Origin of the sequence: Streptomyces sp. AM8-1-1 (assembly GCF_032229325.1) — a bacterium.
In the GTDB taxonomy this organism is placed as follows: Bacteria; Actinomycetota; Actinomycetes; order Streptomycetales; family Streptomycetaceae; genus Streptomyces; species Streptomyces achmelvichensis.
Map to the genome: position 1 here is coordinate 4,841,844 of NZ_CP135086.1, position 24,056 is coordinate 4,865,899.

Consider the following 24,056-nt stretch of genomic DNA (forward strand, 5'->3'; position numbering starts at 1 on the left):
CATGAGTCACAGGCTCCTGCGGACAGGCGGGAGGAAGGCCATGATTACGGCCGCCATTTCCGCTGTGCTTGTCACCGGATGTGATGACCTGCAGTCGGGCACCCCTGCCCCAGGATCTGGACCGGACGCCGCTCCCGGCCGCGTGGTGAGCCCATTGGCGAATCCCGACGGGACGAAGCCGGGGCTCGCTGAGCTCACGTCGGAGGCGGACAAGGTCGACGCACGCAAGCTCATCCAAGGACTCACCACGAAGGGCCGTGGGCCGAAGACGGACTATGAGCGGGACAAGTTCGGCTACGCGTGGATGGACACGGCGGATGGGGTGCCGCTGGCGAGGAATGGTTGTGACACGCGGAACGACTTGTTGAAACTCCATGGGCAACACGTGAAGTTCCGTTCAGGGTCCGACTGCGTGGTCGTTGCGATGGACCTGTACGACCCGTACACCGGCAAGGACATCGCCTGGAAGAAGGCCAAGGCCGCCGAGGTGCAGATAGACCACGTGGTCCCGCTGTCCTACAGCTGGCAGATGGGCGCCGCCCGATGGCCGGAGAGCAAGCGCAAGCAACTGGCGAACGACGTGCTCAATCTGCTTCCAGTCGAAGGGCGCGCCAACTCGGCGAAGAGTGACTCGGGGCCCGCGTCCTGGCTGCCGCCGAACAAGAAGATCCGGTGCTCGTACGCGGTGCGGTTCGCGCAGGTCGCCGACAAGTACGAGCTCCCGGTGACGACGGCGGACAAGGCGATGATGCTGAAACAGTGCCAGGGCTGACCGGAACCCCATGGGTGCCCCGGTTTCGGGGCGCGGGGCCCCTCTCGGACGTGGTGGCTAAGGTTCGCAGTCATGGACGCTGCCGATCTCGACCGTCAGGCCCGGACTCTGTCCGGCTGCATTCCTCCACTCCTGGTCTCCCGGCTTCTTGAGCTCGGCCACAGTGACGAGGTGGAGGCCCAAGCCCGTCGCGGGGAATGGTTCTGCGCGCGGGCCTGGGCGCAGCTGCTCAGTGACCAGAGTCGGCAATCCGAGGCGCTGGAGGTGCTTTCTCCGTACGTTGCCACTGGCTGGTGGCCGGCAGCACGGACCCAGGCGGAGCTGCTGGAGAGCTGGGGGCGGGCAGAGGAAGCGATTGCGCTGGCCCTGCCGTACGCGAGCACGGGAGGGCTCGTGTTGGAGTATTTCGCGCGCCTGCTGGCGCGGCACGGTCGTACGGACGAGGCAGTTACTCGGCTGGGCGCAGGAATTGAGGACCGGCTTCTTGCCGCCGCTCTGGTCGACATCGCCGAGGGAGCAGGCCGGGACGAAGACGTCGCCGCGCTGCTGGCTGCCCGTATCCCGGACCAGCACCGCTGTGACAGTCCATGGTGCTGCCACGGTCTCGACCCCGACGACGCCATCGGGCTCCTTGCCACGATCCGCGAACGCCAGGGCCGCGTCGCCGAGGCGATCGTCCTGCTGCGCACCCGGTACATCACCTCGGTCAACAACCGGGATCAGCTGGCCGACCTGCTGGCGAGACACGGTCGGATCGAGGAACTGCGCGCGTACGCGGTGACCGATCGTCTCGGTCACGCCGCGCAGCGTCTGGCTGAGGCACTGGAGGAGCGCGGTGACGTGGAAGGCGCGATCGCCGTGTACCGGCAGTCGGGCGACTCGCAGGACTTCCGGTGCCACGGCACGGTGCGACTGGCGGAGCTCCTGGCACGGCATGGCCGAGGGGGCGAAGCGGTCGATGTGATGCGAGTCCTGGCCGAGGCCCACAACGGTGACGACTGGATCCTGCATACGTGGTCCAACCTGTGCCTCGCACAGGGTTGCCCCGAGGACGGCCTGGCGCACCTCGACGCCCTCGCCGCCACCCGCGGGGGCGAGGAGGACTGGGACCTGTACTGGATACGGTTGCCGCTCATCGCCGCCAGCGATGGCGTCGATGCAGCGGTCGCACAGGCCTGCTCCCACCCCGAGGGATCCACCTCGTACGCGGCGCCGCACATCGCCGAGCTGCTCGTCGGCGCCGGACGCACCGAGGAGGCTGTTGCCGTTCTCGAACAGCACGCCTCCGCGAACAGCAACGAACTTGCCGGCCACCTCGTCGACCTGGGGCGCGTCAACGACGCCGTTGCACTCCTTCAGCAGCGCGATGCCGAGCCGGCCTCACCTGTCCGGACTGGCTCGTTCTTCAACGATCCCCCGTTCTGATTCCACCTCTCACGGTTGCCCGGCAGACGACACTCAGGCCGGACAGTCGCAGGTGGTGGTGGAACACGAGTTACGGGGACGGAACAGCCCGCATGGCACGGCGCAGACTGGCTCGTGCGGCGGTGAGGTCGTCCTCCGCCTCACGCAGTTGGTCCTCCAGGGCGGCGATCCGGTCCCCCGCCCCTGACAGAGCTTGCTCCAGCGCGGTATTCCGCTGCTCGATCTCCTGTACCCGCTCGACCAGCTCGTGCTGGTTCACGCCCTCCAATTCGGCGCCCAGAGACAGCCTGACCCGGTTACGGAGCCGATCGCGCTCCTTCTTGAGGTCCTTGATCTCTTCGCGGGCCAGTGCGAGATCCGTCCGCAACCCGGCCGGAGACACCTGGGACGCTTCTGGAGTGTGGGAGTTCTGGCGACCTCGCGTTCGCTGGGCGGTGATGCCGTCCTGAACGGCCTGGTGCACCTGAGGTTGGTTGTAGACGAACCACGTGGATACCGAGGCCTCCCGGGCTACTTGGGCGACGGTGATCCGTCGCCCCGAACGGAGAAGGCCGTCCACGGCGTCGAGTGCACGCCTGGTCTTGTCTTCGCTGTCCTTGGCGCGGCTGACGCGCAGCCGCTCGACCCGGGCGTTCCGGTCGTTGCCGCCGGAAGCAGCAGGAGTCTTCATTCCGAGCTCCGTGTCGTCAGCGCCTGCAGAGGGATGAAGGCCGCTGCCGAACGGGCCTTACGCAGCTCGCGCGAGGCGGATTCGACGGCGGCCCGCTCCTCGGCGGGCAGGGCGTCGAGCTTCCGCCGCATCTCGTCGGCCGACTTCGAATAGGCGCGGATCTGGTCGTCGAGATTGCGTACGACCCAGTCGGCGGCCTCCATCGCGAGGGCGGCCTCCTTGTCGGCTCGCAGATCCGCGACCTGCTGTTCCAGCGCAGGCAGGTAGGAGGGATCGGGGCGGTAGAAGTCGCATCCGGCGCATTGGAAACGGATGCGGCAGTGCCCGCCGCCGGCCTTGACGTTGCTCGGCTCGGTGCAGCCGCCGTAGGGAACCCCGACGCTCTCCACCTGGTAGGCGAGGGGATCGCCGAATCCGCGGGCTGCTCCGTGCCGGTCGACGGCCAGTGCCGCGACAGTGCGCACGGCCTCCTGCTTTCGGCTGAGGGAGACCTTGTAATACCCCATGGTCACGTCCAGTGAACGGTGGTCCATGAGTTCCCGCAGGACGTCGGGGCGAGTGCCCGCGTCCGCATGGCGCTGGGCGTAAGCGTGGCGGAAGCCGTACGGGACGACCTGGGTCCGGTCGTAAGCGAGCGGGGCGCCGTCCTCGTCGAGCCGGTCGTCCACAAGGTCTGGGATCAGTTCGTCGATCCAGTTCCGGAAGATCCGGTTGCAGAAATGCGAAGTGTTCAGATGCCCGCGACGCGGACGGTTGCGCTGTCCGGGCGAGGGAAACAGCCACTGGGCGCAGGCCGGTACGGCCGGTAGCGCATCGAGCTCCTTCTGCCAGGTTTCGATCAGCTGGGCGGTGCTCTCCGAGATCGGCAGCCGACGGCCGTGGCGTCGCCGTTTGTGGTTGTCGTAGATCAGCGTCGGTTTGCCGTCGACCCGCTCCAGGCAGTCGCGGCGCAGGCTGGTGACCTCACCCGGACGCCGGCCGGTGTCCCGGAGGACCGCGTAGACCACCTGGTACATCCGCGCGAAGTCGGCGGCTGCCCAGCCGCCGCTCGCGTACCCCGTCGAGGTGCCCAGCAGATCGAGGTGCGCGTCGAGCTGGGCGATGACGTGCTCGGGGATCGCACGGCCGAGATCGTCCTCGGTCACTTCCACGGCGGCGATGCTGTGGAAGCGGGGGTTGAGCGCGAACCCGCCGGGCACGTGATCCATCATCCCGGCCTGACGGGCGTAGTCCAGAAACGTGCGCCAGTGGCGGAGCAGGGCTCTGCGGTGGCTGGTGGAGTAGTCGTGACCGTCCTCGGGCCGCTTGGTGATGCGGAACATGTCCACTACGGCGTTCATGTCAGCCATGGCGAGGAACCCCGGCTCATCCCCGTGGGGGCGGCCTGCCAGCGCGGAGGACGCGATGGTCGCCGCGTAGACGGTCTGCCGTAGGTCCATGACGTTGGGGCGCGCCGTGCGGCCGTACTCCTTGACCAGCTCCCGCAGCCAACGCTGCCGCACCGGGCGGAAGTCGATGTCGCCGTGGACAGCGGTGTACCTGCGACCGCGCCCCGCCGTCAGCCCGATGAGAGCGCACTCCCATACGTCGCCCGAGGTCGGATCGGTGCCCTCGAACTCGACGCGTGCGCGTCGGACGTGCTGGAGAACACCGTTCAGGACGCCGGAGGTCGCGGCTGGAAGCCCGGAGGAGAAGGAGGCGTCCAGGTCGAGGAGCGAGCCGAGTCCGGCGGGGAGGCCGGCCACGATGCGGCGTACCCGCTGGGGGACCAGGCTGATTCCGGCGTCGTCGCGCTGCTGTAGCCCGTACAAGAGCTCCTGGCGGACCGCGGGGCTCACACCCGAGAGCGAGAACTGGGAGACGCCGGGCATCACCCCGTTCGCGGAGGCGTTGGGCCTGCGGCGAGACGGATCCGGGGTGTGCGTGGTGTCGAAGTCCGCAGGGTTCCCCAGGAGGTATCGGGCTTTCCGGCAGGCGTCGCAGCGGGAGCCGTTGCTCGCCACATGGGTGGTGCAGGAGGCCACGGAGCAGACGAACACGCTGGTCGTCGGATTACCAGGATCGGCAGTGAACAGTGCCTGAACGGGGTCCCATTCATCTGCCCGCCAGCCCGACGAAAGGCGCGCCGCGAGCCATGACGGCCACTCAGGTTCAACGGAGACGGAGGCAACGACAGCCGAGCGCAGAGGTGCGATGGTCATCGCAGCAGCTCCGAAGCGAGACTGTCGACGGCCGCGCGGAGATCCTCGTCCTGGGCGTGTACGTACACGGCTGTGCTCGCCGATGAGGCATGGCCCAGGAGTGTCTGTACGACGTCCGGAGCGACCCCGTTGCGAATCCAGCGGGTGGCGGCCGTGTGCCGCATCATGTGCGGCCGGGCGGTCAGACCGCAGCGTCTCCCGATCCGTTCGACCACTTGCTTGGCGTTGGAGTACGACAGGGGCCGTCCCGCGTGCACGCCGACGAGATTGACGAAGACGTAGTCACAGGCGGCGGAGCCGGCCACCTGATCACGCTCGGCGAGGTGATCGCGATACCGATGCACCACCTCCGGTGTCAGCGGAACCATGCGAGGGCGCCCGGCCTTGGCCCGTGCCCCGTTGACGTTGTCCTGCCGAGGCCTGACGTGCAGGTGTGCGCCACCAATCCGGCAGCCGAGATGGCTGGAATCGGGGAGTAGATGCATGTCCTCGCGCCGCAGTCCGAGGGCTTCGCCGATGCGGAGGCCGGCTTCCAGGAAGACGGTCAGCAGCAGCCGGTCACGCGCGGTGCGAGCGGCGTTGAGGATCTGATCCGTCTGGGCTCGGGTGAGCGTCTGCGGTGCCCGCTCGATCTCCGGCGCCTTCAGGACGCGGGCTTTGATCATCAGGTGCTGGCCGCCCTCGCCAGGATCGAAGCCGGTAGGGGCGTGGGCGAGGAACCGGGGCTCGCTGAGACGCGCGGCGACTTCGTGGGCCACGTGTCCCTGGACGGCGCAGAAGCGGAAAAACTCGCAGACCGCGGTAAGCGTGGCGTTGACCGTCTTGCCGGTCGGAGGCCGCTCGTACCGGGTCGGTGTCCTCTCGACGTGGAACTTGAACAGACTCATGTCCCCGAGCCGGACGGTCCTCCAGTCGGTACCCCGCTCTGCGCACCAATTGAGGAAGCGGCCGATTCTGGGGATGTACGCGCGCTGTGTCTGCGGTGACCGCCCGGCTCCGCGCAGGTACAGGGAGAACTCACGGGTTTCGGGGTGGGGCGCGTACGTCTCCTCGTCGACCAGGAGCCAGGTGGTCTCGCCGGTGGTGGGTGAGACGGCCTTCTCCGTGCATAACGTCATGGATCTGCTTCCTGTCTCCGTCGTCACTCATGTGCCTCGTGGCATGACTGATAACGGTGAGGGGCAGGAGTGGGTTACGGCTGTGCCTCATGTGCATCGCGATCGGGAGAGAGATAGAGATAACCCGCAACGATCTCCTGGCCCGCGACGGCAAGCAGGTGCGGCACCGCTCGGGCTCCGACTGCGTCGTCGTCGCGATGACCCTCGACGACCCGTACACCGGCGCCGTCATCGACTGGCGCAAGCAGGACGCGATGGAGGTCCAGATAGATCATGTCGTCCCGCTCTCGTACGGCTGGCAGCTCGGCGCCGCGCAGTGGCCGGTGAAGAAGCGGCAGCAACTCGCCAACGACCCGCTGAATCTGCTGCCCGTGGCGGGCCGGGCCAACAGCTCGAAGAGCGACTCGGGCCCGGCGTCGTGGCTTCCGCCGAACAAGTCGATCCGCTGCTCGTACGCGGTGCGGGTCTCGCAGGTCGCGGTGAAGTACGCCCTGCCGGTGACGGTCGCGGACAAGGAGGTCATGCTCGCGCAGTGCGGCGGCTGAGCGCGGCCACCGCATGCCGAAGGGTGTGGCCGCTGCCCGGTCCCACGAGCCGCCCACCGCCGGAAAGAAATCCGGTGGGGCGCGGGGGGCCTCCGGAGTTAGCCTGCGCGGATGGACCTGACCGTCACGACCCTCGCCGACCGGCCCGAACTGCGGGATGCGCTCTGGCAGATGCCCGAGACCTGGCCCCAGTTCGTCCTGCACGACCCGGTGGGCTGGGCCAACATGGGGCGAATCCTCGCCGAACTGCCCGAGTACGTACTGGTGGCGACCGACTCCGAAGGCCACGTCGCCGCACGGGCGTTCAGCGTGCCCTTCCGGCTGGACGCCGACGGACGTCGCTCCCTGCCCGATGGCGGCTGGGACCAGGTGATGCTGTGGGCCTTCTCCGATCTGCGGCACGGCCGCGCGCCCGACACGGTCAGCGCGATCGAGATCACCGTCGCGGACGGCCGGCAGGGCAAGGGCATCTCGGGCCGGATGCTGGCCGCGATGCGCGACAACGTGCGCCGGCTCGGCTTCACCGATCTGGTGGCGCCGGTGCGGCCGAGCCGCAAGAGCGAGGAGCCACGGACCCTGATCGAGGAGTACGCCCACCGCACCCGCCCCGACGACGGCCTGCCGTACGACCCGTGGCTGCGGGTCCACGTGCGGGCCGGAGGGGTGATCGACTCGGTGGCTCCGGCGTCGATGACGGTCTCCGGCTCGCTGGCGCAGTGGCGCACCTGGACCGGGCTGCCGTTCGACACGGCCGGACCCGTGGAGGTGCCGGGCGCGCTGGTCCCGGTGCACTGCGAGAGCGACCGCGGGTACGCCGTCTATGTGGAGCCCAACGTGTGGGTGCGCCACAGCGTGTGAGCACTTCCGGTGCGGGGAGCGCCGGGATTCGGGAACGACGCGAATCCGGGAACGACGCGAATCCGGGAACGACGCGAGTCCGGGAACGACGGGGGATTCGGGAACGACGCGAAGAGGCCGCCCTCAGGGGCGGCCTCCTTCGGTTCTCGGGCCTTCTCGTGCAGCCCGTGCTCGCGGCGGCCCCGTGCTTCCCGGGGCGCGGCCGCCCGTCACTGCTTTCCGAGCTTGTCCAGGTCGAGGATGTCCTTGGCTGCCGGCTTCTTCGCCGGCACGGGCCTGTCGAACCCGGAGAACGTCATCGTGCCCGGCTCCTCGCCGCCCACCTGCTCGAACTTCAGCAGATACGGCTCGCCCTCCGCGGCGACGTACATCGTGTAGGTCTCCTTGCCGTCCGACTCGGTGAGCTTCACCGCCTTGCGGTCGCCGACCGTGGCCTCTCCGACCCGGCGCGCGGCGGTGTCGTTCGCCTCGACGTCCGCCAGCAGCTTGTTCAGGTCGCAGAGTTCGAGGCTGTCCCGGGCCTCGGCGTCGGAGGCGTCCGTCTTCACCCAGCGGCCTTTCATCATGTCCAGCACCGCCTTCTGCTCCTCGGCCGGCGCCCCCTTGTTCTGCGACTTCAACAGCGCCTCGTCGAAGCGGAGATAGGCGGTGTCGCCTGTCTTGATCAGCTCGGCGGTCCCGTCGGAGCCGACGGACAGGGTGCCGGCGCAGTCGCCTTTCTTGCTGATCGCCATATAGCCCTTCAGGGGGCCGTCGGCCGTCTTCAGCGTGACGTCGAGGGTCAGTGAGGTGGCCGCCTTGGTGGCGGTGACCGCTCTGTTGACTATGTCGGGGCCTGACAGCCCGGGGAACGCCTCGGCGGACTTCCCGGCCGCTGCACCGGCCGGACTCTTGGTGCTCGTGGGGTCCGCGTCGAGGGATCCGCAGGCCGTGCCGCCGAACGCGAGGGCGACGGCGAGAGCGGTGGCGGCGGTGCGGCGGTGGCGGGCGGAAGCGGTGGCCTGCATGACGGGTCTCCGGGGTGGGTCGGGACGGAAGGGAAGAAGGAGAGAGGGAGAAGGAGAGAGGGAGGGAGGAAAGGGGGGAGGGGAGCAGAAGAAGGGGAGGGGTGCGCCGGGGAGCGGGGGTGTCAGGGCCCGGCGCGGCCGGTCAGAGCTTCAGCTCCCACTGCGAGGCGTCGTAGGTGAAGCCCGGGCTGACCTCGACGGTGAGGTCCTTGGCGGCGGCCGGGACGTCGAAGGCGAACCGGACCGTGGACTTCTTGCCGGGCAGGACGGTGCCGCTGAAGCCGGTGCCGACCTTGTCGTCGAAGATCTGCTCGGCCGGGACGCCGTCCTTGCCGGCGCGGGCGTCCGGGGTCACCAGCGTGGCGTCGAACTTCTTGCTGCCGCCGTTCTCGAGGACCACGGTCACCTCGTACGCCTTGTTGCCCTCCGTGTGACCGGCGGCGAACTCGCTCGGCTTGTACGCCTTCGGCGCGGAGACGGTGATCTTCACGCCGTCGTCGTAGACGGCGCTGTCACCGGCCGCGAGGCCCGCGCCCTTGTTGCCCTTGGCGTCGTCCTTGGTGGTGTCCTTCGCCGCGCCGTCGCCCTTCGCGGCGCCCGGCTCCTTCGACGCGGTGGTGCCGGTGGCCGCCTTGTTGAGCTCGTCGACCGCGTCGTCCACGGCCTTGAAGGTGAGCACCGCGCCGACCACCGAGAGGATCATCGCGACCAGCCCGAGCACCGCGCCGGTGGTGGTCACTCCCTTGTTGCCGGCCTCGCCGCGCTTGACCCGGCCGCGGCCCGCCAGGCCCAGGATCAGGGCGATCAGTCCGAGGATGCCGGCCAGCCAGAAGAAGAACGGGATCAGACCGGAGACGGTGCCGATGATGCCGAGCACCAGCGCTGCCGTGCCGAGACCGTTGCGCGCCGGGGCGGGTGCCGGGGTGTACGGCGCCTGCGGCGCGTTGTACTGCGGCTGCTGCATGGAATGGGACATGGATGTCCTCCGGGGACGTGGAGTGTGGTGGGGACCGGTGAAGTTCCCGTGTAGCGACGGGTCAATAAGAGCAGAGCCTGTGAACCGAGTCAACACAGTTCACGGGATTCGAGTCCACTCACACTGTGAAGCGTCGGAATCCGTGCGCGCCGGTATGCTCGGCGGCACAACCCACGGGCAGGGCCGGGCGGTGCGGACGAAGGAGGCGGCAGGTGCCGGAGAACGCGAGCGAGGTGACGGCCGCGGGAATCGCCCGGCTGGCGGGGGTCGGACGGGCCGCGGTCAGTAACTGGCGGCGCCGGCACGCGGACTTCCCAAGGCCCGTCGGCGGCACCGAGACCAGCCCCTCCTTCGCCCTCGCGGAGGTCGAGCAGTGGCTGCGTGACCAGGGGAAACTCGCCGAGGTCCCGCTGCGGGAACGGGTCTGGCAACAACTCGCCGACCACCCGTCCACCGCCGCCACCGCGCTGATCCAGGCGGGCTGCACCCTGCTGCTCGTACGGGAGCGGCCGACCGTCTGGCAGGAGCTGGCGGCGGCTTCGGACGAGCGGATGGCGGAACTGCTGCCGACCGCGGTGGAACAGGTGCTGGCCGTGCGGTTCGGCGACGACCGCGGCGAACTCTTCCGTGAGCTCGGCGCCTCCGAACGCTCGTCGGGCGTGCCGTCGATCGCCGGAGGTGTTCACAGCGTGCCCCTGCTGCGCTCGGTCGCCGAGCTCGCCGACGAGCTGGGGCACCGGCAGACCTACGAGTTCCTGCTCGGGCGCTTCCTCGACGCCAACCTGCGTCAGTACACACTCACCCCGCCCGGGCCGGCCGCCCTCATGGCCGCCGTCGCCGGACCCGCCGCGAGCGTTCTCGATCCGGCCGCGGGAGCAGGCACACTGCTGCGGGCCGTGGAGTACCCCGAAGCCCTCTACGCCCAGGACGCCGACCCCGACCTCACCGCGCTCACCGCCCTGCGTCTCGCGCTGCACTCCGACGCCACCGTCCGGGCCCGCTGCGGCGACACCCTGCGCGCGGACGCCTTCCCCGAGGCCGCCGTCGACGCCGTGCTGTGCCATCCGCCGTTCAACGAGCGCAACTGGGGCCACGACGAGCTCGCCTACGACCCGCGCTGGGAGTACGGCTTCCCGGCCCGCACCGAGTCCGAACTGGCGTGGGTCCAGCACGCGCTGGCCCGGCTGCGCCCCGGCGGCACGGCGGTGCTGCTCATGCCGCCCGCCGCCGCGTCGCGCCGCTCGGGTCGCCGTATCCGCGCGGGGCTGCTGCGGCGCGGTGCGCTGCGGGCCGTCATCGCACTGCCCGCCGGAGCCGCGCCCCCGTACGGAATCCCCCTGCATCTGTGGGTGCTGCGCAAGCCGGAGGCGGGCCGGCCGCCCGCCTCCGAACTGCTGCTCGTCGACACCGCCGAGCTGGCCGGTGCGGCCGGCGGCCGCGACAAGCTCGACTGGCAGGCCGTGCAGACCGCCGTCCTCGACGCCTGGCGGCGCTTCGACCGGGAGGGCACCGCCGACGAACGGCCCGGCGTCAGCCGCTCGGTGCCGGTCATCGGGCTCCTCGACGACGATGTGGATCTGGCGCCGGCCCGGCATGTGCCGCCCACCGCCGCGGGCGGTGGTGCGGACGAACTCCTGCTCGTACGGGACCGGCTCGCCGACACCCTCCGGCTGACCGGCGAACTCACCCCGTCACCCACCGCCGACGACCGGCCCGCGCCCTGGCCTGCCACCACCGTCGGCGAACTGGCCCGTGCGGGCGCGCTGTTGATCCGGGCGGGCGGCACCGGCGCGACGGCGGGCCGGCATGTCCCCGTCCTCACCGAGCACGACGTCCTCGCGGGCGCCGGGCCATCCGGCGCGCTCCCCGAGGGGACCGAGGAGGAGGCCGTCCTCCTGGAGGAGGGCGATGTCGTCGTCCCCGTCCTCGGCGGCGGATCGGTGGTCCGCGTCGTCGACGCGGCGACGGCGGGCGCGGCGCTCGGCCGCAACCTCCAGCTGCTGCGGCCCGATCCGGCCGCGCTCGACGCGTGGTTCCTCGCCGGGTTCCTGCGCGGCACCGCCAACACCCGGCAGGCCAGCAGCTATGCGTCGACCGCGACGCGGCTCGACGTACGCCGGCTGCAGCTGCCGCGGCTGCCACCTGCCGACCAGCAGCGCTACGGCGAACGCTTCCGCACCCTTGCAGCGTTCGAGGACGCGCTGCGACTGGCGGGACGGCTCGGGGAGCAGCTCGTCCAGGGGCTGTACGACGGCTTGACGGACGGCACGCTCAGGCCGTGACGGGCGACATGCGTGACGGGCGTGACGGGCGTGACGGGCGCGACAGGGGCCCCGGGACAGCCCCGGGACAGCCGGAACGGCCAGGCCCCCGGTCCGCGGCGGCGGTGATCACGGCCCCGGGCACCCCCGCCGAGAGGGCCGGGAGCGGTCGTCCACTCCCGAAGTGACGTATCGGACAGCCGGTCCGTACAACCCGGGTCACGTTGTCCGTGTCGGTGTATACGCTCGTCCTCTCATCATCTGCCTTGTCCCCAGGCCATCAGGAGCAGGAATGCACGGCCACGGCTATGCCCCGCCGCAGCCCGGTCCCCCGTCGGGCGCGGTCCTCGTCACCCTCCGCGTGCTCTTCGTGGCTCTCGCGCTGCTCACCTGCGGCCTCCTCGCCTGGGGCACGATGCTGCGGATCGCGGTCATGCGCCGCCGGCGCATGGACTGGCTGCTGTTCTGGCTGAGCCTCGCCCTGTCGATCACCGCGTTCGTGGTCATCGGGGTGTTCGGCTCCGAGACCGAGGTGAACGCCGCCAAGGAGGCGGAGCCGGGCCCGGTCGACTATGTGTGCCTGGCGGTCCTGTTCGGCATGGCTCTTGGTGTGCCCGTGCACTATCTGGTGGCGGACATACGCCACTTCCAGCAGCCGCGCCCCGCCTGGAACGCCTACGGGCCGCCGGCCCATCCCGCCGGACATCCGGTGCCGTCCACGACGCCTCCGCCGGTGACACCGGCACCGGGCTACGGCTACCCGCCCGCGCAGCCGATCCCGCCGCAGCAACCGCACCAGGCACAGCAGCCGCACCAGACACCGCCGCCGCACCCGGCCCCGCAGCCGCAGGGGCAGCCGCACACGCCCTCCGACAAGCCCCGCATCGACCAGGTACGCGCCGAGCTGGATGAGCTCAGTGACTACCTGCGCAAGGAGCAGGGCCGGTGAACGGACGCGTCATCGCGGGCCGTTACGAGCTCTCCACCATCATCGGGCAGGGTGGCATGGGCCAGGTCTGGACGGCGTACGACGGGCGGCTCGACCGCCGGGTCGCCGTCAAGCTGCTGCGCCCCGACCACATGGCCGCCGCCACCGCCGCCGGCGAGATGCGCCGCCGCTTCGTGCGCGAGTGCCGGGTGACCGCCCAGGTCTCGCACCCCGGCCTGGTCACCGTCCACGACGCGGGCAGCGACGACGACGACCTCTATCTCGTCATGCAGTACGTCGAGGGCGCCGACCTCGCCGACCATCTCGCCGAGCACGAGCCCTACCCCTGGCAGTGGGCCGTCTCGGTCGCCGCCCAGCTGTGCGCCGTCCTCGCCGCCGTGCACGCCGTGCCCATCGTCCACCGCGACCTCAAGCCGCGGAACGTGATGGTGAAGCCGGACGGCACCGTCACCGTCCTCGACCTCGGCGTCGCCTCCGTCATCGACACCGACACCACGCGCCTCACGCACACCGGCTCACCGATCGGCAGCCCCGCCTACATGGCCCCCGAGCAGGCCATGGGCGGCGCCGTGGGCCCGTACACCGATCTGTACGCCCTCGGGGTGCTGCTGCACGAACTGCTCAGCGGGAACGTGCCGTTCGCCGGCTCCACCGCGCTCGGGGTGCTGCACCGCCATCTGTACGAGGCGCCGCTCCCGATCCGGCGGCTGCGCCCCGAGATCCCCGAGCCGCTGGAGGCCCTTGTCCTGCGGCTGCTGGCCAAGGACCCGCAGCACCGCCCCTCCGGCGCCCAGGACGTCTACGAGGCGCTCGCGCCGCTGCTGCCGGTGCGCGGCATGCCCGCGGCCTCCGCCGTACGGACCCCGGCGGGCGGGCCGCTCGATCCGACCCGCCCCTTCCTGCGCCCGCACGCGCCCTGGCCCGACCGGGTCGCGACCCCGCCGCCCGCGATGCCCACCGCCCCGCCCGCGCCGCGCCCCGATGTCGCGGGCGCCGTCGACGAGGTGAAGCGTCTCCTCGGCGAGGGAAGCATCACCCGGGCCGTGGACATCCTCGGCGGGATCCTCCCGGCGGCCGCGGCCGAGCACGGCGAGCACTCGCCGGTCGTGCGGATCCTGCGCAAGCAGTACGCCACCACGCTGATGGACGACGGGCAGTACCGCCGCGCGCTGCCCGAACTGCGCCGGCTCGCGGACGACCGGGCCGCGGAGGCGGGACCGGCCGACCCGCAGACGCTTCAGTTCCGCTACGACGCGGCGCAGTGCCTGGAGCAACTCGGCGAGCCGGCCGCGGCTCTCGCCGAGTACCGGGCGGTCCTGCCGTTCTACGAGAGTCGGCAGTCGGCGAGTTCCGACCCGGCACGGGCCTTCGACGTGCGGCACCGGATCGGGAACCTGCTGCTGGCCGTGGGCGATCACACGGCGGCCCAGCAGCAGTTCCAGGGCCTGCTGTACGACACGGAGCGGGCGTACGGGCCCTATCACCAGCTGCCGCAGGAGCTGCGCCGCGCGATCAGCCGGCAGCAGAAGTTCTTCAGCCGCTGACGGTCTCCGGCACCGGGCACCGGCACCGGGCATTGGGCCGCCCGTCCGACCGTGCTCAGTCGGCGCGCAGGAACGCGGACGTGGCGACCCGGCCCAGCATGCGCAGCCGCGAGGTCCCGCCCACCAGGTGCTTGTCCAGGGCGTCCTGGACGCCGGGCCAGGCCACGTCGCCGTAGTCGTCGAGGACCACGATGCCGCCGGGGGCGGCGATCTCCTCGACCCACTCCAGGTCGGCGCGCACGCCCTCCTCCGAGTGGTCGCCGTCCACGATGATCACGCCGTACTTCCGGTCGGAGACCGCGACGCGCACCTCGGGGTCGGAGGAGAAGCCCTGCTGGATCCGGGCGTCGAGGCCGGCCCGGCTGCCGCCGAGCGCCAGGTTGGCCCGCACCACGTCCTCGCGCACCGGGGTTCCGGTGGGGTCGGCGCCCGTGGAGGTGCCCGGCTGGAGCTGCGCTCCGGCCAGCGGGTCGACGATGGTGAGGTCGGGCTCGATACCGGCCCGGTGGACCATGCGCACCAGGGCGGAGGCGAACAGCCCGTGCAGGGTGCCGATCTCGAGGATGTTGCCGTTGGGCGGGGAGAGCAGCGGAACGGTGGCGAGCTTTCCGCAGATGTTGGAGGTGGAGCCCGCGATCCGGCCCACCGCGAGGGCTTCCATCGCGATCAGCGTGCGGTAGGCGACGACCACGTTCCGGCGGGCGTGCTCGGTGCCGCCGCTCACCGTCTCTATCGCGCCCACGAGCATGTCGATCTGCCGCTCCTGCGGGACGCGGTGGCCGCTGCGGGCCGTGGCGTCGAATAGCAGCCCGACCGCGTACTGCTGCCGCTTCAGCTCGTCCATCTCGCTTCGCAGGACGTCGAGTTCGTGCCGCAGGGGCTTCGCGTTCCGGACCGCACCACGGTCCAGGAGGTGGTCGACCGCGGCGACCGCGGGGTGCAGGACTCGCTTCGTCAGACGGTTGCGCAACAGAGAGGGCATGTCGGGAACGTAGGGGTGAACGGGCGGCACGCACACCACGGGCCAGTGTGAGGCAGGTGAAGTGTTGGCGTCGTCGCGGCGACGCGGCACCGGGACCGCGATCAGAGGGGCGGACGCCCGCCTCCGGCCCTCGCGCTCGGCGCCCGCCGGATCAGCCGGAGCTTGTCCAGTGACCCTTTGTACCGCTGGGGTGAGGTGCGGGCTTCGGCGAAGGCGGGCAGCGGGCCCGCCCTGGTGCGGACAGCGGGCACAGGGAGGAGGACTCTCTCGGGACGATGGGGGAGACGCGACCGCCGCCCGGTCCTCGGCGGGACCGGGCGGCGAGCGGGTGCGGTGTGCGGGGACTACGGGCGGGGCAGCGCGCGCCCGGCGAAGTCCGGTGCCTTGTCCGCGGTGCGCATCGCGGACAGTGACGACGTCACCTGGACCTGGTACACGCGCGTCTGGTTGTCGGGCGTGCGGAAGGAGTATGCCCAGGCCGGACCCGCGGAGTTGGTGAAGGTGAACGCGGTGGGTTCCGTGGCGGAGGTCTCGGAGGAGACCTTCTGCCAGGTGCGCCAGGCGCCGGAGCCCTGGGTGGTCTCACCGGTGTTGTAGATGCTGCCGTCGCTGCCGCGGACGACGACCTCCGTGAGACCGGTCAGCGGGGAGATCACCGCGCTCGGGGAACCGTCGGCGGTGAGGCTGACCGGGTTGCCGTTGTCCTGCGCGGCGTCACCGAGCGCGCTCCACTCGCCGTAGGGGCCGCCCTCGGCGGACTGGGCCGCGGTCACGACCTTGCCGAGTCCGTCCGTCGCGAAGACGCGCAGTCGGTATCCGGGGTACACCACCACGGTCGGCGTGCCGGAAATGCCCTGCGCGCCGAGCGTGGACCAGGAGGACAGGATCCCGGCCTCCTTGAACAGCGCGGTGCTCAGGACACCGGAGGCGCTCGTGCCGAAGAGCTGGATGCCGTCGCGTACGGTCACGGCGGTGAAGGGGCCGGTGAAGCCGGAGCCGGCGAGCGGCGTCCAGCCCATGAAGTCCACGTTCGCGCGCTGCTGGATGCGGTACCAGGGCTTGCCGTCGGCGGCCACGGCGAACTGCACGAGCAGCCCGGAGGGGGTCTTCCCGGTCACGACGTGCTGCGCCATCGCACCGGCCAGGTTGATCCAGCCGCCCCAGTCGGCGCTGGACTTGGCGGCCTGGTTGCGCTGCCAGACACTGCCGGAGATGTTGTGCGCGGAGACGACCACGCGTCCGTCGGTGTGCTCGGCGAGGGAGGGCTGTCCGGAGAAGGCCTCGTTGCCGGAGATCGTCGTCCACTGGACGTCGTTGAGGTTGGAGGCGTCGGCCGCCCGGCCGTGCACCAGGCGCCCGATGTTGTCGGTGTAGGCGAACTCCAGTGAACCGGCCGACGACTGTGTCACCGAGGCGCGGCTGTAGTTCTCCAGCGCGACGGACGGCGAGGCCGGGGTGTGGTTGACGTCGAGGCGGCAGCCGTCGGGCGCGCCGGAGACGGCGGTGTACCCGGCCCAGCCGCCGGCCTCGACCTGCTTGTTGTAGACCGGGAAGTCCCGGATGCCTTCGTCGAAGCGGTAGTACGCGACCGCGCCGCTGCCCTTGACCCGGAAGAGGGTGTCGCCGCCGTAGGAGGTCATCGACTTCGTGTCGGACCAGTCGGCGGCCGACTCCAGGACGTGCTGCTCGATCCAGCGCTGGCTGGTGACGTCGTAGCGGGACCGGTAGAGCTTGCCGTCCGTGGCCGAACGCCCGTAGATCACACCCTTGTCGGTGGCGTAGATCGCGTCGTAGCGGCTCCATCCGGAGGCGACGATCTTGCCGCTGCCGGTGATGAACGCCTGGGTGGCAGCGTCGTAGCGGTTCCAGCGCAGGGTGTCGCCCGTCAGCGTCCAGATGTAGCCGCCGCGGTCGATGGTGATGTCGTCCTTGCGCCCGGCGTTGTCGAACTCCGCGAAGCCGGTGCTGATCTTCCGGTGGTGCACGTCCCACGTGGTGGTGGCGGTGATGCGGTGGGAGTAGTACAGGCCGTCCGACTTGATGCCGTAGAAGGACGCGCCGGGACCGGCGAGCATGTTCCCGTAACCGGTCCAGGTGGTGTCGATGACGCCCCCGGCCGGCAGGGCCGAACCCGTCAGCGGGGAGGGCATGTCCGACCGGGTCAGCCTGCCCGCCGAGTCGAGCATGTACGTGGGCCCGATGCCGCAGGTCACTGGCGCGGAGGCCGCCTGGGCGCTGCCGGCGGGAAGCGTCACGAGCAGGGGGACTGCGATCGCGAGAGCGGCGGTGAGAGCGGTGCGTCTTATGTGTGCACGGGGTGAAGTCCTGGTCATGGTCTGGACGTTAGGCGTCGTCAGGTGAACGCTGCGGTGGCCTTCATGTGAACAAGATCCATCGGAAGATCAAGGGCTGATGAACAGTCAGTGTGCCTACCGGCGTGGAGTGTTGACGGCATCCGCGCTGATGCGGGCGCCCTTGTCTGCACCGGTACCGGCACCGGCACCGGCACCGGCGTCCGGGCCCGCGCCCGTGCCCGCGCCGGAGGTGCGACCGCGCATCCGCGTACGGACCCCGGGCAGCAAGCCCAGCGCGATGAGCGCCAGCAGTCCGGCCGATCCGGTGAGCGCCCCCGCCTTCAGCCCGGGAGGCCGGAACGAGCAGTCGACCGTTGTCGAGCCCTCGGCCAGCGGTACGGCGACGAGGCCGAGGTAGGAGCCCGCCGGCCTGCCGTTGCAGCTCCACCCCGCGATCCGGGGCGCGGCGAGCACGGCCGTCCCGCGAGTGCCGGGCGGCAGCTCGGCACGTACGCCGCTCTCCGTGACCCGCATCGACACCGCTCCGGTCGACGTCAGCTCCGCCACCGCGGCGCCGAGCTTCGCCCGGTCCAGACACCCCAGCGTCGTACGCGGAGTGCCCTTGCTGTAACTCACCTTGGTGCCGGGGGAGTTCACCACGCCCAGCGAGGTGAGCGCGGCACGCCGCTTGGGCTGTCCGCCACGCAGCGTCACCCACTCCGCGTCGCCGAGCCGGGCCTTGCCGGTGTAGTTCGGTGCCCACAGGAAGACCTCGCTGCCCACCGGGCAGGCGCCGTCCACCGGGGCGCCGTAGACCGGGGAGCCGAGCAGCAGCTCCTGGTTGCGGAAGGGGTTCCACCCGTACCGACCCCGCGGCTCAGTGGTCCGCACGGTCACCAGCGGCGGCGTCTGCTCCGCCCGGATCGCCCGGGGGTACTCCCCGGGGAGGGTGCGCACCCGCGCGCCGACCGAGAAGATCGCGTCGGTGACCGGGTTGTCGAGGGACTGCACGCTGCGCCCGTTGGACGTCCAGCCGGCGCCGAGCGCGGCCAGCGTGCGCGTGAACACGTCGGGTGTGTGGCTGCTGTAGTACGAGCCGCCCTGGCCGCCCATCAGGACGGGGTCGTTGCCGGTGATCTGGTCGTTGCCGGTGATCTGGTCACGGCCCACGTCGGTGCGGTACGCGGGCCAGTGGTCCGCTCCGGCCACGGCGGCCGCCCGCTCACTGTGCTGCTCGCCCCAGGCCGGATAGTCGTCCAGCCTGCCGAGCCGCTGCCGTTCGGCGTACGCGGTGGTCGCGGCCGCCTGCCCCACCAGTGCGCCGCACAGCAGCAGGGCGGCGACCACGAGGTACTTCCCGCGCCGGGCCAGCAGCAGACCGCCGAGCACCGCGGCGATCCCGGCCGCGAACAGCGGGAAGGTCCAGGCGGTGATCAGCTCGCTGCCGGACGCCCCGAGCGCGACCAGCGCGACCACGGCGCCGCCGCCCAGCAGCGCCCGCCGCCCCGGCCAGTCGTACGAGAGGCAGATCCATGCGGCGATGACCAGGATTCCGGCGAAGACGAACGTCTGCCGGTAGGGGCTGCCGTTGGGTGTGGCGAAGACGTGCCACACCAGGTGCGTCGGCGCCCACTGGAGGGACACCAGCGTCGCCGCCGCGAGCCCCGACCACAGCCACCGCTCACGCCGGGGGACCGCGCTGTTGAAGGCGAGCGCGCAGGCGAGGAGCAGCGCACCGCTGCCGAGGAAGACCGCGGGGGTGAAGAAGCTGTACGTCGCCGGCAGCGTACGGGCGAACACATCGCCCCAGCCGGCGGGCGCGAACTCCTTCGTCCATCCCGGGTAGGCGTGCTTCGAGCCGAGGAAGACCGGGATCAGGACGGGCGTGGCCAGTGCGATCCCGAGGAGCATGGACCGCACGGCCCGCAGCAGTGCCCGTATCCGCTCGCGCGCGTCGGCGTCCGACAGCAGCAGCCGGACCGCCAGCACCAGCGCGGCCCCGATGGTCGCCATGTAGGCGGTGTAGAAGTTGGCGACCCAGGCGACGGTGACGACGAGGGGCCCGAGGACCGGCCGCCGCGCCGTGCACGCCCACTCTCCGACCAGGCACAGCAGCGGGAAGGCGACGAGTCCGTCCATCCACATCGGGTTGTAGGAGGCCTCGACGACCGACCAGCCGCACAGGGCGTACGAGGCGCCGAGCACCGCCGCCATCCACCAGCGCCCGCCCTTGTGCAGCGCGAAAAGCAGCCAGGTCATGGCCGCGGCGGCGGTGGCCATCTTCAGCAGCGTGATCACATAGACGGCCAGATCGATCTCGTCCCGCGGGAAGAGCCCGACGAGTATCGAGAAGGGACTGGTCAGATAGGTCCCGAGGTCGGGCAAGAAGCTGGTGCCGTACCCGGACTGCCAGTTGAGCAGGACTCCGCCGTCGGCGCGGCCGTGCAGCAGATCCCACAGATGAGCGTGAAACGGGACGAACTGGTTGCCGAGGTCGTTCACGCTGCGGGTCCGGGACCCGAAGGGGAAGCTGCGGGCGACGGCGTCACCGGTGCACACGGCACCCACGGTGATCAGTGCGGCGAGGGCGGCAGCGCGGCCGCGCACGGATTCCAAGGTCGACATGATGTTTCGAATATGCCAGCGCCGATCGTGAAAACATCCTGAGGGCGGCCCAGTTCACGCAATGGTCGCCCACCCGTCATGTGGCGAATCCGCCGACGACATTCGGGTGGGATGTTGTTCTTCCGTGCTGATCTCGATAGTGGTCCCGTGCTTCAACGAAGAGGAGATCATCGGCCGCTTCCACGACCATGTGACCGCCGAACTTTCCCTGCTGGGGCAGGAATTCGAGCTGGTCTATGTCGACGACGGAAGCCAGGACCGGACGCTCCCTCTCCTCGAGGAGATCGCCGAGGCCGACCCTCGTACCCGCTATGTCTCCTTCAGCCGCAACTTCGGCAAGGAGGCCGCGATGCTCGCCGGCCTCCAGCACGCCGAAGGCGACGCGGTGGTCATCATGGACGCCGACCTCCAGCATCCTCCGGAGCTGGTCAGGCGCATGCTGACGCTGCACGAGGAGGGCTTCGACCAGGTCATCGCGCGCCGTACGCGCACCGGCGACCGGGTCACCAGGACCATCACCGCCCGCGCCTACTACTGGCTGATCAACCGGCTGGTCGACGTGGAGCTGGTCGACGGCGTGGGTGATTTCCGGCTGCTGTCGCGCCGTACCGTCGACGCCATTCTCGAACTCACCGAGTACAACCGCTTCTCCAAAGGCCTGTTCGCGTGGGTGGGTTTCCGCACGACGACCTTCAGTTACGAGAATGCGCTGCGTGAGCAGGGACGCTCCAAATGGAGCTTCGGAAAACTGCTCAACTACGGTCTCGACGGACTTCTGTCCTTCAACAACAAGCCGCTGCGGGCCGCCGTCTATCTCGGTCTCGTCCTGCTCACCGTTGCCATGGCGTATACCGCCTGGATCGTCGGTGTCGCGATGGTGAACGGCGTGGACACCCCCGGATATGTCACCCTGCTGGTGGCAGTCACCGCACTCGCCGGCGTCCAGATGCTGATGCTCGGGGTGGTCGGCGAGTACGTCGGCCGTATCTACTACGAGGTGAAGCGGCGGCCGCACTTCCTGGTGAAGGCCACCAACGCCGGCCTCCCGCGTGAGCAGGAGGGAGACCGGCCCGCACGCACGGGGGAGCTCGTAAGACGATGACGGTCCGGGGCCAGATGGTCAGATTCGCCCTGGTGGGAGCGGTGAACACCGGGACGTACTACGGCCTGTACCTGATCCTGCTGACCTGGCTGCCGTATGTCGCGGCGCATGTGGTCGCTTTCGTGCTGAGCATGATCGGGTCGTTCTTCCTGACCTCGTACTTCACCTACCGCACCCGGCCGACCTGGCGGAAGTTCCTGCTCTTCCCGCTCACCAACGCGGCGAACTTCGTGGTGACGACGACGGGCGTCTACGTCCTGGTGGACGTGCTGCACTTCGCCACCCACTACGCACCGCTGATCTCGGCGGCGGCGGCCGTCCCGATCACGTTCGTGGTCTCGCGGACGATCATGCTGCGTCCGGAGCCGGAGGGCGGGGAGAGGAAGCGGGAGCCGGAGCGGGTGCGGGGCTGAGCCCTGCGACGGCGGTATCAGCGTGGCTGAACATCGCCCGACGCCCCGAACGACGTGGTCGCCGACGTTGCGCCGAGGCCCCGTGCAGGGCTCGCCGCCAGGCAGTGCATGTGTGCAGACAGTCGCCCCCTGTCTCACGGCAGGGGGCGACTGTGTCACCGCGCGATGTGTCAGGCCGGCCCGCGTTACTGCCGGCTGGGACTACTTCGGCGCTTCGAAGACGTGTCGGGTGAACGAGGGCTTGCCGCCCGCCGACCGAGCCGCATCCAGACCACCCGTGTTGAGGTTGTAGACCATGGGCTGGTTGTTCGCGTTACGGAAGGTGAAGGCCCAGTTGTCGAAGCTGCCCGTGCTGTAGACGAACGCCGTGGGGTCGGTGGCGAGCTCATCCGATACGGCTTCACTCCAGGGACGCCACGTCGTACCGCTCGCTGACGTTGCGCCTGTGGTGTGCACCCGGTTGTCGGCCCCACGCACCACTACCTGCAGGTAGCCGTCAGACGGCCTCGGCACCACGCTCGGAGGCCCTGCCGCAGTGACACCCTCCAGGGAGGACCATGCGCTGAACGGGCCGCCTTCTGTGGACTGCGCGGTGGTGACGACCGTGCCGTTCGGGTCAGTCGCGAAGACGCGGATCCGGGAACCCGGAATGGAGAGCACCGTGGGGGGCCCGGTGATCGTCTGCGTGCCTACAGTTGCCCAGGCGGAGAGCGTTCCGTCCTCCTGGAGCGTTGCTGTGGTGATCAGTCCAGCGGTGCTTCTGCCGAACAACTGGAGCCCGTTGCGCACAGGCACAGCTGAGAGAGGCCCGGAGAAGGCCACTCCGGGCAGCGGCATCCAGCCCATGTAGTCCCCGTTGGTCTGGATGCGATACCAGGCCTTGCCATCCGCATCCACGGCGAAGAGGGCGAGTGCACCACTGGGGGCCTTGGCGCTGACAGGATGCTGCGCCATGGCACCACCCAGATCTCTCCAGGCGATCCAGTCGGCGCTGCCCTTCTCCTTCTGCACCCGTTGGTGAACTGCCCCCAAGAGAGTGTGTGCAGTGACGACAACTCGTCCGTCGGGAAGTGCGCTCAACGAGGGCTTACCGGTGAAGGCTTCGAAGGTATCGCCGAGAGTCGTCCACTGAGCACCGTTCAGGTCGGCCGCATCCGCGCGGCCGTGCTTCAGCGTACCGTCGTGATTGCTGAACGCCATCTCCACCGTGGAGACCGAGAGCGCCGCCGTGGCGCTCCACTCCTCGACAGGAACCGAGGGTGACGCCGGAGTGTGGTTCTTGACGAGCTTGCAGTTGTCGGGCCGGGAGGTGACGTTGGTGAAGTTCTGCCAGCCGCCGGCGGCGACCTCCTTCGCCACGACGGGCCATGTGTTGGTGTTCTCGTCGTAGCGGTAGTGCAGTGCCTCGCCCGATGTCTGCACCGCGAGGACGGTGTCTCCGCCGCCGGCGGTAATCGACTTGAAGTTCTTCCACGCTGCGGCGCCCACCAGGACGTGGCGCTCGAGCCAGCGCTGACTCGTGTAGTCGTAGCGGGAGCGATAGAGCCTGCCGTCGGTTGCTCGCCCGTAGAGCACGTCGGCGTCGCCGGCGGTGATCAGGTTGTAGCGGTCCCATCCCTTGTCCAGGATCTTGAGGGACCGAAGGCCTCCGGTGGTACCGATGGTCGCGTCATACCGGTAGGCGTACAGCTGGCCGAGGTTGTCGGCCACCCAGAGCCATCCGTTGCGGTCCACCGTGGCCTGGTCCCGGTCCGCGGCGTTGCTGAGCCACCCGAGAGCGGTACTGATCTTTTTCGGAGCGACGTCCCAGGTTCCGCTCGGAGTGCGGTGGGCGTAGTACGTGCCGTCCGACTTGAAGGCGTAGAACTCGCCCGCCGGACCGGCGAGTACCTTGCCGTAGGCCCCCCAACCCGCGCCGACCTTGCTGTATGGGCTGAACGTCGACCCGGTCAACGGTGTGGCCATGGTGTATTGCAGCAGGTCACCCGTGGAATTGGTGACGTATGTAAGGCCGTTCGCCGCGCACGTGGCCGACTCGACGGCCTGAGCGCCCCCCGGCGCAAGCGCAATCAGCGACATCGCTGTGGCGAACGTGGCGGCCGCCGCGGTCAGTCTGCGGCGTCTCTCTGACCGAATAGGCATGGTCAATCCCCCCTGTGGCAAGTGACGTTGGCTTCGCGAGTGATCGACATCGACGTTACTGCGTGTATCGGTTTGGTAACTTTCGGGTGTTCACTCACACAAGCATTCGACAGGCTAGTCACATCTGACACAAGATCTCTACATTGTTATGACTTCTGTCCGGGGGGACTGT

Annotated in this window: 17 protein-coding genes and 1 pseudogene; 9 read left to right on the top strand and 9 right to left on the bottom strand. The window is 69.9% G+C overall.

Features of this window, described 5'->3' with window-relative positions; genetic code table 11:
* Position 1 precedes the first annotated feature (1 nt).
* Together RPQ07_RS21880 and RPQ07_RS21885 are read left to right on the top strand one after the other, a co-directional pair.
* Entirely contained in the window at positions 2-772 is a 771-nt protein-coding gene (locus RPQ07_RS21880) for an HNH endonuclease family protein (RefSeq protein ID WP_413777763.1), read from the top strand.
* A gap of 72 nt (positions 773-844) precedes the next feature.
* Positions 845-2,197, top strand: a complete 1,353-nt coding sequence (locus RPQ07_RS21885; RefSeq protein ID WP_313945871.1) for a hypothetical protein — start codon at positions 845-847, stop codon at positions 2,195-2,197.
* A gap of 70 nt (positions 2,198-2,267) precedes the next feature.
* Here RPQ07_RS21885 and RPQ07_RS21890 read toward each other — a convergent pair whose 3' ends face one another.
* The 3 genes from RPQ07_RS21890 to RPQ07_RS21900 form a co-directional block, all read right to left on the bottom strand.
* Positions 2,268-2,867, bottom strand: coding sequence for a DUF6262 family protein (locus RPQ07_RS21890; RefSeq protein ID WP_313945872.1), 600 nt, complete (start codon positions 2,865-2,867; stop codon positions 2,268-2,270).
* Positions 2,864-4,891, bottom strand: a complete 2,028-nt coding sequence (locus tag RPQ07_RS21895) for a site-specific integrase (protein WP_313945873.1) — start codon at positions 4,889-4,891, stop codon at positions 2,864-2,866. Before RPQ07_RS21895 ends, RPQ07_RS21890 begins: the two co-directional genes overlap by 4 nt.
* Before the next feature lie 173 nt (positions 4,892-5,064).
* Entirely contained in the window at positions 5,065-6,186 is a 1,122-nt protein-coding gene (locus tag RPQ07_RS21900; RefSeq protein ID WP_313945874.1) for a tyrosine-type recombinase/integrase, read from the bottom strand.
* A 122-nt stretch (positions 6,187-6,308) separates the two neighbouring features.
* Here RPQ07_RS21900 and RPQ07_RS21905 point away from each other — a divergent pair.
* Together RPQ07_RS21905 and RPQ07_RS21910 are read left to right on the top strand one after the other, a co-directional pair.
* Positions 6,309-6,731, top strand: a pseudogene (locus RPQ07_RS21905) (HNH endonuclease family protein); the annotation flags it as partial.
* A gap of 111 nt (positions 6,732-6,842) precedes the next feature.
* Positions 6,843-7,589 carry an N-acetyltransferase gene (locus RPQ07_RS21910; protein ID WP_313945875.1) on the top strand — a complete coding sequence of 249 codons (747 nt, stop codon included), beginning with the start codon at positions 6,843-6,845 and terminating at the stop codon, positions 7,587-7,589.
* A gap of 209 nt (positions 7,590-7,798) precedes the next feature.
* Here the strand turns inward: RPQ07_RS21910 and RPQ07_RS21915 are convergent, their stop codons facing one another.
* Positions 7,799-8,596: a hypothetical protein gene (locus RPQ07_RS21915; RefSeq protein WP_313945876.1), complete on the bottom strand. Its 798-nt coding sequence runs from the start codon at positions 8,594-8,596 to the stop codon at positions 7,799-7,801.
* A gap of 142 nt (positions 8,597-8,738) precedes the next feature.
* Positions 8,739-9,572 carry a DUF4352 domain-containing protein gene (locus RPQ07_RS21920; protein WP_313945877.1) on the bottom strand — a complete coding sequence of 278 codons (834 nt, stop codon included), beginning with the start codon at positions 9,570-9,572 and terminating at the stop codon, positions 8,739-8,741.
* Between the two features lie 212 nt (positions 9,573-9,784).
* Between RPQ07_RS21920 and RPQ07_RS21925 the strand changes: the two genes are divergently transcribed.
* The 3 genes from RPQ07_RS21925 (at position 9,785) to RPQ07_RS21935 (ending at position 14,326) form a co-directional block, all read left to right on the top strand.
* Complete coding sequence (locus tag RPQ07_RS21925; RefSeq protein ID WP_313945878.1) at positions 9,785-11,854, top strand: N-6 DNA methylase; 2,070 nt, start codon at positions 9,785-9,787, stop codon at positions 11,852-11,854.
* A 271-nt stretch (positions 11,855-12,125) separates the two neighbouring features.
* A complete protein-coding gene (locus RPQ07_RS21930; RefSeq protein WP_313945879.1) occupies positions 12,126-12,782 on the top strand; it encodes a hypothetical protein in 657 nt (218 codons plus the stop codon).
* Positions 12,779-14,326: a serine/threonine-protein kinase gene (locus RPQ07_RS21935; protein ID WP_313945880.1), complete on the top strand. Its 1,548-nt coding sequence runs from the start codon at positions 12,779-12,781 to the stop codon at positions 14,324-14,326. The genes RPQ07_RS21930 and RPQ07_RS21935 overlap by 4 nt, the downstream gene beginning before the upstream one ends.
* 55 nt (positions 14,327-14,381) lie before the next feature.
* On the opposite strand, the gene RPQ07_RS21940 is transcribed toward RPQ07_RS21935, so the two are convergent.
* From RPQ07_RS21940 to RPQ07_RS21950, 3 genes are all read right to left on the bottom strand, one after another.
* Positions 14,382-15,308, bottom strand: a complete 927-nt coding sequence (locus tag RPQ07_RS21940) for a class I SAM-dependent methyltransferase (protein ID WP_313945881.1) — start codon at positions 15,306-15,308, stop codon at positions 14,382-14,384.
* 344 nt (positions 15,309-15,652) lie between these two features.
* Complete coding sequence (locus RPQ07_RS21945) at positions 15,653-17,641, bottom strand: tachylectin-related carbohydrate-binding protein (RefSeq protein ID WP_313945882.1); 1,989 nt, start codon at positions 17,639-17,641, stop codon at positions 15,653-15,655.
* Between the two features lie 96 nt (positions 17,642-17,737).
* Entirely contained in the window at positions 17,738-20,227 is a 2,490-nt protein-coding gene (locus RPQ07_RS21950; RefSeq protein ID WP_313945883.1) for a YfhO family protein, read from the bottom strand.
* A 124-nt stretch (positions 20,228-20,351) separates the two neighbouring features.
* Here RPQ07_RS21950 and RPQ07_RS21955 point away from each other — a divergent pair, with 124 nt between their 5' ends.
* Entirely contained in the window at positions 20,352-21,329 is a 978-nt protein-coding gene (locus RPQ07_RS21955) for a glycosyltransferase family 2 protein (protein ID WP_313945884.1), read from the top strand.
* Positions 21,326-21,742 (top strand): GtrA family protein, encoded by a 417-nt coding sequence (locus tag RPQ07_RS21960; RefSeq protein WP_313945885.1) that lies wholly within the window; start codon positions 21,326-21,328, stop codon positions 21,740-21,742. Before RPQ07_RS21955 ends, RPQ07_RS21960 begins: the two co-directional genes overlap by 4 nt.
* Before the next feature lie 201 nt (positions 21,743-21,943).
* Here the strand turns inward: RPQ07_RS21960 and RPQ07_RS21965 are convergent, their stop codons facing one another.
* Positions 21,944-23,905 (bottom strand): tachylectin-related carbohydrate-binding protein, encoded by a 1,962-nt coding sequence (locus RPQ07_RS21965; protein ID WP_313945886.1) that lies wholly within the window; start codon positions 23,903-23,905, stop codon positions 21,944-21,946.
* Positions 23,906-24,056: the final 151 nt, after the last annotated feature.